12 protein-coding genes and 1 other RNA gene are annotated in these 14,034 nt (G+C 40.5%); 8 read left to right on the top strand and 5 right to left on the bottom strand.

Annotated features, from left to right (window positions below; translation table 11 throughout):
• Window positions 1–33 precede the first annotated feature (33 nt).
• The 4 genes from PGP85_RS14790 to PGP85_RS14775 all read left to right on the top strand — a co-directional run bounded on the left by PGP85_RS14790 (window position 34) and on the right by PGP85_RS14775 (window position 3,466).
• Entirely contained in the window at window positions 34–585 is a 552-nt protein-coding gene (locus PGP85_RS14790) for an ECF-type riboflavin transporter substrate-binding protein (RefSeq protein ID WP_010740132.1), read from the top strand.
• Window positions 586–601: 16 nt separating this feature from the next.
• Window positions 602–2,290, top strand: a complete 1,689-nt coding sequence (locus PGP85_RS14785) for an ABC transporter ATP-binding protein (protein WP_270328260.1) — start codon at window positions 602–604, stop codon at window positions 2,288–2,290.
• Entirely contained in the window at window positions 2,277–3,110 is an 834-nt protein-coding gene (locus PGP85_RS14780) for an energy-coupling factor transporter transmembrane component T family protein (RefSeq protein ID WP_010740130.1), read from the top strand. The genes PGP85_RS14785 and PGP85_RS14780 overlap by 14 nt, the downstream gene beginning before the upstream one ends.
• A gap of 173 nt (window positions 3,111–3,283) precedes the next feature.
• Window positions 3,284–3,466 carry a hypothetical protein gene (locus PGP85_RS14775; RefSeq protein ID WP_010740129.1) on the top strand — a complete coding sequence of 61 codons (183 nt, stop codon included), beginning with the start codon at window positions 3,284–3,286 and terminating at the stop codon, window positions 3,464–3,466.
• A gap of 73 nt (window positions 3,467–3,539) precedes the next feature.
• Here PGP85_RS14775 and ssrA read toward each other — a convergent pair.
• Window positions 3,540–3,908: a transfer-messenger RNA gene (gene ssrA, locus PGP85_RS14770) on the bottom strand.
• Window positions 3,909–4,117: 209 nt separating this feature from the next.
• On the opposite strand from ssrA, the gene PGP85_RS14765 reads away from it, so the two are divergent.
• Window positions 4,118–4,840 (top strand): response regulator transcription factor, encoded by a 723-nt coding sequence (locus PGP85_RS14765; RefSeq protein WP_010740128.1) that lies wholly within the window; start codon window positions 4,118–4,120, stop codon window positions 4,838–4,840.
• Window positions 4,837–6,315 (top strand): sensor histidine kinase, encoded by a 1,479-nt coding sequence (locus PGP85_RS14760; protein ID WP_270328257.1) that lies wholly within the window; start codon window positions 4,837–4,839, stop codon window positions 6,313–6,315. Before PGP85_RS14765 ends, PGP85_RS14760 begins: the two co-directional genes overlap by 4 nt.
• A 37-nt stretch (window positions 6,316–6,352) precedes the next feature.
• Here PGP85_RS14760 and PGP85_RS14755 read toward each other — a convergent pair whose 3' ends face one another.
• The 3 genes from PGP85_RS14755 to PGP85_RS14745 all read right to left on the bottom strand — a co-directional run bounded on the left by PGP85_RS14755 (window position 6,353) and on the right by PGP85_RS14745 (window position 10,819).
• Window positions 6,353–7,792 carry an NCS2 family permease gene (locus PGP85_RS14755; RefSeq protein ID WP_010740126.1) on the bottom strand — a complete coding sequence of 480 codons (1,440 nt, stop codon included), beginning with the start codon at window positions 7,790–7,792 and terminating at the stop codon, window positions 6,353–6,355.
• 134 nt (window positions 7,793–7,926) lie between these two features.
• Entirely contained in the window at window positions 7,927–8,583 is a 657-nt protein-coding gene (locus tag PGP85_RS14750; RefSeq protein WP_010740125.1) for a hypothetical protein, read from the bottom strand.
• A 124-nt stretch (window positions 8,584–8,707) separates the two neighbouring features.
• Window positions 8,708–10,819, bottom strand: a complete 2,112-nt coding sequence (locus tag PGP85_RS14745; RefSeq protein ID WP_010740124.1) for an LTA synthase family protein — start codon at window positions 10,817–10,819, stop codon at window positions 8,708–8,710.
• Window positions 10,820–10,996: 177 nt separating this feature from the next.
• Between PGP85_RS14745 and PGP85_RS14740 the strand changes: the two genes are divergently transcribed.
• Both PGP85_RS14740 and aroD read left to right on the top strand, forming a co-directional pair.
• Complete coding sequence (locus PGP85_RS14740) at window positions 10,997–12,166, top strand: class I SAM-dependent rRNA methyltransferase (RefSeq protein WP_010740123.1); 1,170 nt, start codon at window positions 10,997–10,999, stop codon at window positions 12,164–12,166.
• A gap of 22 nt (window positions 12,167–12,188) precedes the next feature.
• Complete coding sequence (aroD, locus tag PGP85_RS14735; protein ID WP_010740122.1) at window positions 12,189–12,938, top strand: type I 3-dehydroquinate dehydratase; 750 nt, start codon at window positions 12,189–12,191, stop codon at window positions 12,936–12,938.
• A gap of 32 nt (window positions 12,939–12,970) precedes the next feature.
• Here aroD and PGP85_RS14730 read toward each other — a convergent pair whose 3' ends face one another.
• Window positions 12,971–14,008 carry a tagatose 1,6-diphosphate aldolase gene (locus tag PGP85_RS14730; protein ID WP_010740121.1) on the bottom strand — a complete coding sequence of 346 codons (1,038 nt, stop codon included), beginning with the start codon at window positions 14,006–14,008 and terminating at the stop codon, window positions 12,971–12,973.
• Between the last annotated feature and the right edge of the window lie 26 nt (window positions 14,009–14,034).

Genomic DNA, 14,034 nt, shown 5'->3' with positions numbered 1-14,034 from the left:
AGTACATCAAAAAATGAAAAAGGAGTAGTAAGTATGAGTAAAAAATTTACGGTAAAACACATTGTAGCAATTGGGATCGGTGCAGCGGTCTTTTTCATTCTAAAACGATTTGTCACTATCCCCACAGGAATTCCGAATACTGATATTGCGACAGCCTATCCATTTCTAGCGCTGTTAGGCGTTGTCTATGGACCGATTGTTGCAGGTCTCGCTGGTTTCATCGGTCATGCGCTTGGAGATTTAACGACTTATGGCGCTTGGTGGTCATGGATCATTGCTTCTGGAATTTTAGGTGTTTTCTTCGGATTATTAGCAAAACGTATCCCAATCGAGCAAGGTATCTTTGGTAAAAAGGAAACAGTGACCTTCTTAGTGGGAGAAACGATCGCTAATTTAGTGACATGGGTGATCATCGCACCGATCGGGGATATTCTGATCTATGCAGAGGCCCCTAGCAAAGTCTTTACTCAAGGTGTTGTTGCTGGAATTACGAATTCAATTGTAACGGGAGTCATTGGATTTATTTTGCTAAAAGCTTATGCGCAAACAAAAACGAAAAAAGGCAGTTTGAATAAAGAAGCTTAGAACGTGAGGATATAAAATGATCGAGTTTCATGATTTTACATTTCAATATGATAGCCAAGCCGAACCCACATTGAAGAATATTAATCTGTCCATCAATCAGGGAGAGAAGATTTTGATCATGGGTCCCAGCGGTTCAGGTAAATCAACACTAGGAAAGTGCCTGAATGGGATCATTCCGCAAAACGAGCAAGGAAGCTTTACCGGGGATCTGACCATCAACGGTAAGGTTTTTAGTGAATCTTCGATTTATGATCTTTCACTAGATGTTGGTACGGTGCTGCAGGACACAGATAGTCAATTCGTCGGCTTGACAGTGGCAGAAGACATCGCCTTTTCATTGGAAAATGAGATGGTAGAACAGGCGGAGATGCGAGCAGCAGTAAATTACTGGTCGGAAAAGACGAATTTATCGGCACAATTAGAAAAACGTCCGCAGGATCTTTCTGGCGGACAAAAGCAACGGGTGACGATGGCTGGCGTTTTGATTGATGAAACACCGATCTTACTGTTCGATGAACCATTGGCCAATCTTGATCCCCAGACAGGTTATGAGGCAATCCAAATGATCGACCAATTGTATCAGTCGCAAAAATTTACAACAATTATCATTGAACATCGCTTGGAGGAGGTGCTGGCCGCTCCCATTGATCGCGTCATCTTGATGAATGAAGGAGCGATCATTGCTGATATGACACCTACCAAGTTACTGCAAAGTGACTTGCTGGCTGAGTATGGGATTCGCGAACCTCTTTACATCAGCGCTTTAAAACGGGCAGGGATCTCACTGTTAGATTTTTCCGATTTGACACAGGTGGATCAATTGGTTTCGCCGGAAATTTCCGCTGCTTTAGCGAAGTCGCGAGGAGCGTTCAAGCCGATTCCTGAAAAGGAGCAGCCGCTATTAACGTTGAGTAATCTTTCATTTGGTTTTGGAAATGAACTGGTCATTAAGGATATTGATCTTACTCTTTATGAAGGCGAGATGGTCAGCTTGGTTGGGCATAATGGTGCCGGCAAATCAACATTGTCTAATCTGATCACGGGATTCTATCCATTACAAACGGGGGATCTGCTTTGGAAAAACCAATCGATTGCGAATGAAAGTATTAAAGAACGAGCAGATAAAATCGGTTACGTTTTACAAAACAGCAATCAAATGCTGTCTAAGAATATGATTTTTGAAGAGGTTGCTTTAGGTTTGGAAAACCGGGGTGTTGATCCCGCAGTGATCCAAGAGAAAGTATTTGAAACCCTGAAGGTCTGTGGTCTTTATGAATTTCGTAATTGGCCGATTTCGGCGTTGAGTCATGGACAAAAACGGCGAGTAGCGATTGCGGCAATATTGGTACTTGAACCAGAGCTGCTGATTCTGGATGAGCCGACTGCTGGACAAGACTATTATCATTACAATGAAATGATGCTGTTTTTGCGTAAGCTGAATCAGCGCGGGATTACGATCTTAATGATCACCCATGATATGCATTTGATGCTAGAACATACACGCCGGACGCTAGTTTTAAAAGAAGGAAAAATCATTGCGGATGAAGCACCGGCAACGGTCTTGTCTACAGCTGATTTAGTTGCGTCAGCGAGTCTGCGTGAAACGAGTCTGTATCGATTGGCTAAAAATAATCATTTAACGGATGCTACTGGCTTTGTGTCGGCATTTATCCAACATGAGGAGGCACCTTATGGAGGGCTCTAATTTAATCGGTTATCTGCCGAAAAAAACCGTGATTCACCAACTTAGCGGATTTACCAAGCTGCTATGCTTTTTATTAATTTCGGTTGTGGGAATGATTTCTTATGATACGCGTTTCTTGCTAGGATTGGCGGTCTTTTCAATTATTCTTTTCCGCACAGCGCAAATCAGTTATCACGAGATTTCGTTTGTGGTGAAGTTTATTGCATTCTTCTCAATTTTGAATCTATTGACCGTCTATTTATTTGCACCTGAATATGGTGTTACGATCTATGGTACACGTCACGTGATCTTTGAAGGAATTGGCCGATATACGATTACACAGGAACAGCTTTTTTATGAATTCAACTTGCTGATCAAATATTTTGTAACGATCCCACCTGGATTGATTTTCATTTTGACTACAAATCCAAGTGAGCTGGCATCAAGCATCCATCGAGTTGGCGGGTCTTATAAGATCGCTTATGCCTTCTCGTTGGCGCTGCGCTACATTCCAGACATTCAAGAAGATTTTCGGACGATTTCCAAAGCACAGCAAGCTCGGGGAACCGAACTGTCTAAGAAGGCCTCATTAATGAAGCGCGTGCGAGGAAATCTAACGATTGCGATCCCCTTGATTTTTTCCAGCTTAGAACGGATCGAGACGATCTCTTCAGCAATGGAGCTGCGGCGTTTTGGTAAGAAAAAGAGTCGAACCTGGCTGCTTGCTAAACCATTAAAACGAAATGACTACATTGCTTTATTAGTGGTAATTATTTTGTGTTCAGCAGGAATTTGCTTATTAGTCGTCAATGGCGGCCGTTTCTATAATCCTTTCCGATAGACATTAAAAAGGAAGCTTTCTGTTTTGTGCAGAAGGCTTCTTTTTCAATTTAGTATTTATAAAAAATGATAGTCCGTTTTGTTAATAAAATGAACGAATTTTGAAAAAAGAATCTATCTATTGGAATTAATCCGTATAATGGAGGGGAGGGCTACTGAAAGGGAGCGAGTTGAATGCTGAATCCGTTTATTAACGCTGGCTTGGAAATTGTACTAAAGGAATTATATTCTGATAATGTCACTACGGAACAAGTCTACCCAACAACCGACATCCGCAAAGAGCGCCTGATCGTTTACGTCTACCCTGATAGTTTAAAATTTGTCTTTGTTGATCAAGAGCAGGAAGCCTTGGATTAATAGAAAGTATAACTTAAAACAAAAAGCCAAAACGCTGTGAGAACAACGTTTTGGCTTTTTGTTTGTGTTGCTGTAATGGAGCTGAGGGGAATCGAACCCCTGTCCAAACACTCCGATTACCCAAAAATCTACGCTCATAGTCGACTCAATTTAAGGTTTCGCGTGATCAGCTGCCGAACGACAGGCCTCTGATTTTGCTAGTCTGATAATCTCTTTTTTAACTTACAGACGGAAAGTTAAAACGTATCCCACTAATTTTGAGACCCTTACTTGAGCACATGGGCGATACCAAGAGGATCTACGCTAACTGTTTTTAGGCAGCTAAAGCGTAAGTGTTATTGTTGTTTTTAGCAGTTATATTAACTGTAACGTTTTTACGTAGACGTAACCTACGAAGCGCAATTCAGGCTCGAACCATGCCTGTCGAATCCGTAACAGCCCCTTGATAAATAATTTGCTGCAGAAAAAAGTATAACATTACGTTATAAAAAAAGCAAAGAAGTAAATGAATAATGAAGAATTTGTCACTCTGAGTAAGAAAAATTGAAGAAAAAACAAATTGTTAGTGAAGATACGGGTAAGGTAATGGTTGAAAAAAATGAAATAGAGTATACTTAGAATGAGAATCAGATGATACCAGGGGGTTAAAGTATGAATATTTTAATGATTGAAGACAACGAATCCGTTTCTGAAATGATGCAGATGTTTTTTTTGAATGAAGGCTGGGAGGCGGAATTTAAATACGATGGAAAAGAAGGCTTAGATGCCTTTAAAGCGGAGCCCGATAAATGGGATATGATCACGCTTGATTTGAATCTGCCTAGCATGGATGGGATGGAAGTTGGTCGTGAGATTCGAAAGGTTTCAAGAACTGTACCGATCATTATGCTGACAGCAAGAGATTCTGAAAGTGATCAAGTGATCGGGTTGGAAATGGGTGCAGACGACTATGTAACAAAACCATTTTCACCGCTAACCTTGATTGCACGGATCAAGGCGTTGCATCGTCGCAGCGAGTTAGTTTCTGAACCGCAAAAAGAAGCGGAAACCAGCAGCGAAAACTTTGATATTCAAACTGAGCATTTCAAGATGAATTTGAAGACACGAGAAGCTTATTTGGATAGCAAGCCGATTGAAGGCTTAACGCCAAAAGAGTTTGATTTATTGTACACTATGGCGAAAAAACCGCGCCAAGTATTTACGCGTGAACAACTATTAGAATTAGTTTGGGACTATCAATATTTCGGTGATGAACGAACAGTAGATGCCCACATTAAAAAGCTGCGTCAAAAAATCGAGAAAGTCGGTGCACAAGTTATCCAAACTGTTTGGGGCGTAGGCTACAAGTTTGACGACACCGAGGTCGGTCGATGAAATACCTGTATCAACAATTATTGGCGTTTGGCGGCTTGATTTTGCTGATTTTACTGACGCTGGGATTGTCTTTTACGCAATTTACACGCAAGACACTTGAGGATAATAACTACAAAGAGCTGCTCGGCTATGCGCAGTCAATGGAGAAGAATAATATCTCTTTGAGCAGAGATATTCGGTTTGAAGGCATGTCGAGCAATGAAATTTTTCAGTTTGCTATCGGAGTGACTGAGTCGAGCTTGAATCAGCAGGATGTCTCGTTTGTTTTCATTGATAAAGATAGAAGCGTGCAATATCCAGAGCATTCAGGGAAAGTAAATCAACATTTGGTCAGTGATGCCCAATGGAAGTCGCTGAAGGCGGGGCAGCAGCAAAAAGAGACTAGTTCAAAAAATGTGATGGGGCAGAATCAAACGACTTCTTACGCGATGGTTCCTTTTTTCACGGATGGTGTTTTCTTTGGTGTCTTACTGGTCAGTCAACCAGCGATGAATGTAGAAACCAGTGTCAATTCGATCGTGACCGATTTATTTAAGGCCTTTATCATCGCTTCGATCATCGCGATCATCGTCAGCTATTTCTTTGCTACGCAGCAGGTGAAGCGAATCAATCGAATGCGTTCGGCTACTAAGGAAGTTGCGACAGGGAATTTTGACGTTGTCGTACCAAATCGTAATCGCGATGAGTTTGATGATCTGGCGGATGATTTCAATCGAATGACCGTTTCGCTAAAAGAGTCTCATGAGGAAATCGAACGACAAGAAGAACGACGAAAACAGTTTATGGCAGATGCCTCCCATGAGATGCGTACGCCACTAACGACGATCAATGGATTGTTAGAAGGATTACAATACAATGCGATTCCGGAAAGTCAAAAGGAAAAGGCGATTAAGCTCATGCAAAATGAGACATCGCGTTTGATCCGTTTAGTTAATGAGAATTTGGATTATGAAAAAATTCGAACCAATCAGATTAGTATCGTTTTACAAGAATTCAATGCAACTGAGACTGTTTCAACATTGTTATCACAATTAGAGGCAAAAGCAGAAGCTTCGGGGGATCAGTTAGTCCTGCAGACAAATGAACCGATCAATGTATATGCCGATTATGATCGTTTTGTTCAAGTCATGGTGAACTTGATTCAAAATGCGATCCAATTTACTAAAGATGGAACGATTACTGTTGCCATCAATAAGCTTGAACAGGCTACAGAGATCACGATCTCTGATACGGGGATTGGTATGTCAGAGGATCAAGTAAAGAATATTTGGGATCGCTATTACAAAGCTGATTCATCACGAAAGAATACAAAATATGGCGAGTCAGGTTTAGGGCTGTCGATCGTAGAAGAATTGGTGCGTTTGCATCACGGGACGATCGAAGTCGCGAGTGAATTAGAAAAGGGAACAACTTTTACTGTCAGGTTTCCCGACAAACCTGAAGTAATCGAGCCAGAAGAAAATAAAGAAGCGTAAAACCATGACGGTTTTACGCTTCTTTGTTTTGAATAAATTACAGAATAGCTAAGATGATAAAGTTCAAAATGAATAGAATATCAACGATCCAAAGAATTGGTGAAACGTCTTTGGTTTTTCCTTTGATAACTTTAACAATTGTATAGAAGATGAAGCCAGCTGCAATCCCGTAAGAGATACTGTAGCATAGTCCCATAAAGACACTAGCAAAGAATGCAGGGACTGCTTCTTCTAAATCTAACCAGTTGATATCCGCAAAAGAGGCTAACATCATAACACCGACTAAGATCAATGCAGGTGCAGTAGCTTGTGCAGGGACAACAGCGATTAGTGGTGAGAATAGACTGCTTAATGCGAATAAAATCGCTACGACAACAGAAGTCAATCCAGTTCGACCGCCAGCCCCGATGCCGGCAGCTGATTCCACATATGTCGTAGTATTAGAAGTTCCAAAAATCGCACCGATCGAAGTAGCGATCGCATCTGCGAATAATGCCTTGTCCATTTTTGTTTTAAATCCACGAGAATCATTATCTAGAGCATTTTCATCTTCTTTAGAGAAGATGCCTGTTCTGCGGCCAGTACCAATGAAGGTTCCGATCGTATCGAAGGTATCAGATAAGCTGAAAGCCAAGATAGTCATTAAGACCTGCGGTAATTTTGAAGAGTCAGAGAATAGCGAGCCCATTCCTTCAGAACCGAAAGCAGCGCCGAATGTTGTACCAAGTTCTTGAATCGAGCTGCCTAATGAATTAGCATGCCAATCAATTGCGCCAAGTTGGACGACACCCATAGGAATACCTAATAATGTGGTAACGACGATACCGATCAAGATCGCACCGCGAACATTCTTAACAACTAAAATAGTTGTAATAACTAAACCAATGATGGCTAACAGGATTGGGGCATTATTGAAATTAGCTAATGCCGGAACAATTCCGCTGTTGATGGAGACATTGGTTGCTTTGCCGCCTTCGACAACACTGCTGGTGATCGCAGATGAATCCGCGCTGAAAGATAGTAATCCAGCATTCTTGATCCCAACATAGGCAACGAAGATTCCGATCCCGCCGCCGATTGCATGCTGCATACTTTCTGGAATTGCGTGAATGATCAATTTACGAATTTTTGTAACAGTAATCAAGATATTGATAATTCCGCAAATGAAGACCATTGCTAAAGCTTGCTGCCAAGAATAACCTAAACCAAATACAACAGTATAAGTGAAGAAGGCATTCAATCCCATCCCAGGTGCTTGCGCATAAGGAACGTTGGCGAATAATCCCATGACTAGTGTCCCGATGACAGAGGCGATGATCGTTGCTAAGAAAACCGCTTGAAAGGGCATCCCTGAAGCTGACAAAATAGTTGGATTAACGAATAAAATATAGCTCATTGCAAAGAATGTTGTAATTCCTGCCATTACTTCAGTGGAAATGTTGGTACCTTGTTCCTTCAATTTAAAGAATTTCTCCATTATAAATAAACGCTCCTTAGAAATAAGTTCATTATATCGGTAAAAACCGAATACTTTCTAAGTATAATGAAGGATCAATCGACTTTCAAGAATAAGTTTAACGAAAGAACAAATAAAAAGAAGAATGTTCGTGTTTAACGAGCATTCTTTCTTCTGGATATGAAATTAAGTAAACGAAAACAGAGAATTGACAAACATAAGCATAAAATTACATATGAAACAGCTTTGAGTAAAGAGCAAAAAAATAAATCAAGCAAGGTTGTCGAGGATAGCTCAAAGGACAACGAAGAACGAATCGAGTAGGCAATGCCGCTCGTACCATTGCTTAAAACAAAATTCGGCAATTCTTTAAATTGATTCAACCCTTGATGATAAAAGGATTGTAAGATGGATTCATATATCGGCTCGAACAGTGTAAATAATAAAATCAGGCAAGTTGAAGCAAACAATAAAACTAAAAACAATTCTAATCCTGTTGAGTAGATCAACTGTTTCACAGAAGAAGCACTTTTTTTCTGCCAATGGATTTTGACCCCAAAGAATAGGAGCAGCAAAGCGAAAAGACCAATAGCACTTATAAACAGTCGATCAGAAAAATATTGCTGCAGCTGTGTGACTTCTTTATTGGTAAATAATTGAATTTGGTTGGAGGAATCTAATTGATGCAAAACGAGTTTTAGCATACCTAAACTCGTTAAGATAAATAGAGCAACCAAGCAGATCACCCAAGAAATCGAGAATTGTATTCGATGTCGTTTGATTGATGAAAGTGTTGTTGAAATAAGTTCCATAGATTCCCACCTCTTATAATAAGTATAAAATCCTAATTTGAAAGAAGTATGAATTCTATCGGAAGAAATAAGAGCAAACAAAAAAACACCCATCACAATTTCGTGACAGGTGTTAGATGTAAATTTATTGTTGACCTTGTTCTTGATATTGCTTGTAGGTCTCTGTTTTATATAACTCTTGTGTAGATTTTTTGCCGTTTTGATCGAATAGGCTGGTAGATTTATCGCCCAATTTATTCTCGATTTTCTCCATCTTATTAAGCCCATTTTTGTAATCGAATTGTGACGCATCGATTGGTTTCAACCCGCTTGCTGAGTAGAAACGAAGCAGATCCCCGTTATTGATATTATCCGAGGTGCTTAACTGCTTAGAAACAGCTTCTTTCCAAGTTTCGGCTTGATGTTGCAAGGTTTCACTTGGTTCAGTGATCGGCATGCCATTGCTGTTGCTATATAAGCTGCCACTGTAATAGGTATATTCTGGCGTTACATAATCACCATCACGGAAGGCAACGATTTGATCATTGTCTTTAGATAATAGATCTTGGCCTAATTGAATATATTTGCTTGTGTCAGTACCTAAAAGATGCAGCAGGGTAGGCAATGCGTCAACTTCGCCACCATAAGTGTGGTTGATTCCGCCTTTGTCTTGACCTGGAACATGAACCATATACGGTACACGCTGCATTTGAGCATTATCAAAGTTTGACCATGTTTCTTTTGATTTGCCAAGTAATGGTGCTAAGTCAGAGTTTCTTGAGTTCGAGATTCCGTAGTGGTCACCGTACATAACGATGATCGAATTGTCGTACAAACCTGAAGCCTTCAGGTAGTTAAAGAATTCTTCCACTGCTTTATCTAGATAGTTCGCTGTCGCGAAATAGCCGTTGATAGTTTCATCACTTGTGTTGGCCATTGGGAAGCCAGCTTCGTCGTTCTTGAACTCACTATATGGATAGTGGTTAGATACCGCGATAAATTTCGAATAGAAAGGCTGTTGCAGACGTTCCAAATATTTCACAGATTGCTGGAAGAACGGTTTGTCGTGCAAGCCATATTGGAATGAGTTTTCATCGTTCACATCATAGTAAGAGGAATCGAAGAAATAATCGTATCCAAGATTTTTGTAAGTTTCAGTACGGTTCCAGAAGCTGCCGGAGTTTCCGTGGAAAGACGCACTTGTGTAACCGGCTGTTTGTTTCAAAATGTCTGGAGCTGCTTGGAATGTATTCTTCCCGCCTAATTGCGAGAACAATGATCCTTGATTCAAACCAAACAATGAGTTTTCCATCAAGGTTTCAGCATCGGAAGTTTTCCCGGCCTTTACTTGGTGGAAGAAATTATCGAAACTGAAGGTACTGTTGCTATGGAAAATGCTGTTCAAGAACGGTGTGACTTCATGTTCTTGTCCATTCTCATCCTTCAGTTTGTAGTCAATCACAAATTGCTGCAGACTTTCTAAATGGATCGTGATGACGTTGCGCCCTTTAGCGATACCGTAGTAGTCACTGTTTGGTGCAGCATAATGTTCTTTTACATAAGATTCGACTTCTTTTAAATCATTCGGACTTGCTTCCGCACGGACTTGGTTCGTTTTGTATGTTTGAATACCGTCATAAACAGTAAAAGCATTCACACCAAGGTATTTGATCAAATAGTCGCGTGAAAAAGTACGCGTCAATAATTCTGGACGATCGGCTTCTGCTAAGAAAAGATTTCCTGAGAAAATCATGACCGAAAGAGCAGTCATGGCGAAAGCCATCCGAGCGCGTACCGGACGTTCTTCTTCTTTAATGCGTTTGCGCCATAAAAGAAGAGGCAGGATCACGATATCAATCAAATATAAAACATCGTATGGACGGAAGAGACGAACCGCGCTTTCTCCTAAACCGCTGGCTACTTTGCCGGCACCTAGGAAAGTATTGACGGTAATAAAGTCAGTAAATTCACGATAGTAGACGACATTGGCAAAGAGTAGGAAACTTGCCAGTGCATAAATGATCATCATCGTAAGATAAGAGGCTTTCGACCGCCGCACATATAAAGCAATCGACAATAGAAACATCGTCGATGCGATTGGATTAATAAATAGGATGAAATACTGTGTCAAACTTTCGATCCCTAAGTTAAATTCAAATAAGTATGCAAAGATACTTTTCGCCCATAATAAGAATGTAAGTAACGCATAAAAGCCGAGACGTTTATTTAAAAATGCAGGAGCTTTTAGTTTTTTCAATAGTAACTTCCTTTCTGCCGCAGAAAAAATGCGGAATGTTCACTTGTTAACATTTTACTCGCTTACATCACCCCAGTCAATTCTTATCAAAACTGGAGCATTCAGGTTTAAAGAAAACTTTATAAGCGAAAAATACTAATTTTTTTTGATATACTATAGAAGAAAGTAGGGATAAGAGTGAAAATAGAATTAACTAATTATGGAATCAAACGAATTCGACAAGGGAATCCGTTGATTCAGGAAGAAGATCTGCGACAACCAATTAAAAAAATCCCACTAGAATGGGTTACCTTTGTTGATAATAAAAATAATTATATTGCTGCAGGTTATTTAGGAAAACAAAATAAAGGATTCGGCTGGGTGTTGGATCAAACACAGCGTCCGATCGATCAAGCCTTTATAATGGAGAAATTCCAGCAGGCGATTGAACAGCGCCAAGCTTTTTTTGCAGATGAAACGACGACCGCCTTTCGTTTATTCAATGGAGAAGGCGATGGATTCGGCGGCGTGACGGTTGATTATTATGCCGATTATTTGGTTATCTCTTGGTATAATCAGACAATTTATCACTTTCAAAAGCTGATCGTGGATAGTTTGTTGAACGTTTTCCCAACGGCTAAAGGTGTCGTTGAAAAAATCCGTTTTAAAAGCGAGCTGAAAGAAAGCCGCTGGCTAGCCGGAGAAAAACCGCAAGAGCCGTTAATTATACTGGAAAATGGCGTTTCATATGCCGTATACTTAGATGAAGGTTATATGACAGGTGTTTTTTTAGATCAAAAGGAAGTTCGCGGACGCTTAACAGAGGGGCTTGCGGCCGGACAAAAAGTATTGAATATGTTTAGTTATACCGGTGCCTTTTCAGTTGCTGCGGCTTATGGCGGTGCTTTAGAAACTACTAGCGTGGATTTGGCTCAGCGCAGTCTGCCTAAAACGCAAGAACAATTTGAAGTAAATGGTTTGTCATTAGAGCAGCAAAGAATTATCGTAATGGATACATTTGATTATTTTCGTTACGCTGCGAGGAAGAATCTAACGTATGACTTGATCATTTTGGACCCGCCAAGCTTTGCCCGAAATAAGAAAAAAACTTTTTCAGTGGCGAAGGATTACGGGCGATTGATTGAAGACAGTGTAGAGATTCTTTCTGATGAAGGAATGATTATCGCTTCAACCAACGCGGCGAATCTACCAATCAAAAAATTCAAACAGTCGATTGAAGAAGCTTTGAAGAAAAAAGAGGTGAGCTTTCAATTAGCCGAAAGTTACCGTTTGCCAGCAGATTTTCCAGCCAGTAATTTTGAAGAAAGTAATTATTTGAAAGTTTTGTTTTATACGATAAAAAAATAGAAGAAAATGGGATGGGATGCGTATGATGGATGTTCAGGTAAGAGAGGTACGATTTGATGCAGGAAAACCTAAAATCTGCGTGCCGATTGTTGGAAAGACTTTCGATGAGATCATTGAGCAGGCAAATGAAGCCAAAAAAATTGCTGAAGTGATCGAGTGGCGTGCGGATTATTATGAAGATGTCTTAGATGATGACAAGTTAAATTCGACTCTATTAGCCTTGCGGGATGAGATTCGAAATATTCCATTAATTTTCAGCCTGAGGACCTCGGAGGCAGGTGGACAGATCGAGATTTCGCTAAACCAATACCGGCATATCAATGAATTCGCCGTCTCATCACGAGCAATTGATGTAGCTGATGTAGAAGTCACGATCATTGACCAACTATCAACGACCTTCATCAAATGGATGCAGGCTTTAGATGTACGAGTGATTTTGAGCTATTACAATTTTGAAGAAACGCCGGAGGATGCTGTGATTCTCTTTCGATTGAACTTGATGGAGCATTGGGGAGCAGATATTGCGAAAATCGTCGTGCAGCCGCAAAATGAAGCGGATGTCTTGCGTCAGATGGGCATCGTGATGAAGGCGCAAACGTTTGTTTCGTTACCAGTTGTTTCCGTTTCCTTAGGAAGAATCGGGAAGTTCTCACAGGTCAGCGGCTCGTTGGATGGTTCTTGTATGGCTTATGGTTGCCTAGAAGGCCAGTCCTATCCTGAAGCCCAGATTGATGCAGAAAAATTAGCTTTGATGATTGATGTATTAAGATAAAAAGGATTCCCGACTTTTCGGGAATCCTTTTTTTAAGCCATTACATCGATATCAAAAACCTCAATGTTATCTAAACCACCGTAAATTTCGTACCATGGTTTCGCATATTTCGCTAAAATGTCATTTAATTCTTCAACGTTTTCACGGCCTTGCGTGTCTAACCATTTGATTAACGCGTCTTTGCCGCCATCGGCGTACACTTGAACACCGTCACGCCAAGTTGCACGACCACCTAAAATTCCGCAATAATTTGCACCGTGTTCACCAGCAAATTTTAATTCTTCACGGAAAGTATCAGCAGGAACACCAGCACTTAGATAAATAAACGGACGAGTAGCAGCTTCACCCGCTTCTTTGAAATAAGCTGCGGCTTCTTCTTGCGTATAAACTACAGGATCGTCGCCCTTATTGAACCCTTCAACATAGTTGAATAATACGGGAACTTCAACCTTCAGTACATCGATGTGGTATTTATCCTTGGTAAATTCTTTGATTGTGTCGATCACTTTTTGTGGTTTGATTTTTGCAAACTCAGGGGAGTGATCGTCAGTGATTTTATTGTCATAAACGATTGGTTCAACGAATACAGGAATATCAGCAGCCAACGCTTCTGTTCCTAAACGTTCTAGGAAGGCATGTTTGACATCCAAAATTTCTTGCGCTTCATCGGGATCATAATAAACCAAGACCTTGGCTGCATCTGCGCCCTTAGCCAATAAGCGATCCAATGATTCTTCTGGCAGCAATTCTGGTAAACGACCAGGTGTGTTGGCATCATAGCCAGTTTTTTCATAAGACATGATCAATCCGCAATTGGGATCTTTGGCTTTCATTCCTTTGAAGCCGTATTGTTCATCTAGCAGAATCGCACTGACTCGCTTAGTCAATTCTTGTGAGACAAGTTCTTTGAATTCATAGACTTGATCCATTGAGAATTTATCCTCGCCGACAGCGGCTTGCATCATCTTTTTCATAGAGCCCCGTTGATCGATTGCTAAGGCTGCAATGACGCCATGATCATTTGACAATTGTTGCATCTTTTCAAACTTTCCTCTGGAAATTCTTTTCATGATGAAAACATCCTTTCTACTACAAG

Origin of the sequence: Enterococcus malodoratus (assembly GCF_027659535.1) — a bacterium.
Classification (GTDB): domain Bacteria; phylum Bacillota; class Bacilli; order Lactobacillales; family Enterococcaceae; genus Enterococcus_A; species Enterococcus_A malodoratus.
Note: the sequence above shows the minus strand (reverse complement) of the source record. Positions and strands in the feature narration are given on the sequence as shown.

What these genes read in the sequence shown, in the direction of transcription:
- PGP85_RS14790 (WP_010740132.1), top strand. Translation starts at nt 34, where the DNA reads ATGAGTAAAAAATTTACGGTAAAACACATTGTAGCAATTGGGATCGGT.
- PGP85_RS14785 (WP_270328260.1), top strand. Translation starts at nt 602, where the DNA reads ATGATCGAGTTTCATGATTTTACATTTCAATATGATAGCCAAGCCGAA.
- PGP85_RS14780 (WP_010740130.1), top strand. Translation starts at nt 2,277, where the DNA reads ATGGAGGGCTCTAATTTAATCGGTTATCTGCCGAAAAAAACCGTGATT.
- PGP85_RS14775 (WP_010740129.1), top strand. Translation starts at nt 3,284, where the DNA reads ATGCTGAATCCGTTTATTAACGCTGGCTTGGAAATTGTACTAAAGGAA.
- PGP85_RS14765 (WP_010740128.1), top strand. Translation starts at nt 4,118, where the DNA reads ATGAATATTTTAATGATTGAAGACAACGAATCCGTTTCTGAAATGATG.
- PGP85_RS14760 (WP_270328257.1), top strand. Translation starts at nt 4,837, where the DNA reads ATGAAATACCTGTATCAACAATTATTGGCGTTTGGCGGCTTGATTTTG.
- PGP85_RS14755 (WP_010740126.1), bottom strand. Translation starts at nt 7,792, where the DNA reads ATGGAGAAATTCTTTAAATTGAAGGAACAAGGTACCAACATTTCCACT.
- PGP85_RS14750 (WP_010740125.1), bottom strand. Translation starts at nt 8,583, where the DNA reads ATGGAACTTATTTCAACAACACTTTCATCAATCAAACGACATCGAATA.
- aroD (WP_010740122.1), top strand. Translation starts at nt 12,189, where the DNA reads ATGATGGATGTTCAGGTAAGAGAGGTACGATTTGATGCAGGAAAACCT.
- PGP85_RS14730 (WP_010740121.1), bottom strand. Translation starts at nt 14,008, where the DNA reads ATGAAAAGAATTTCCAGAGGAAAGTTTGAAAAGATGCAACAATTGTCA.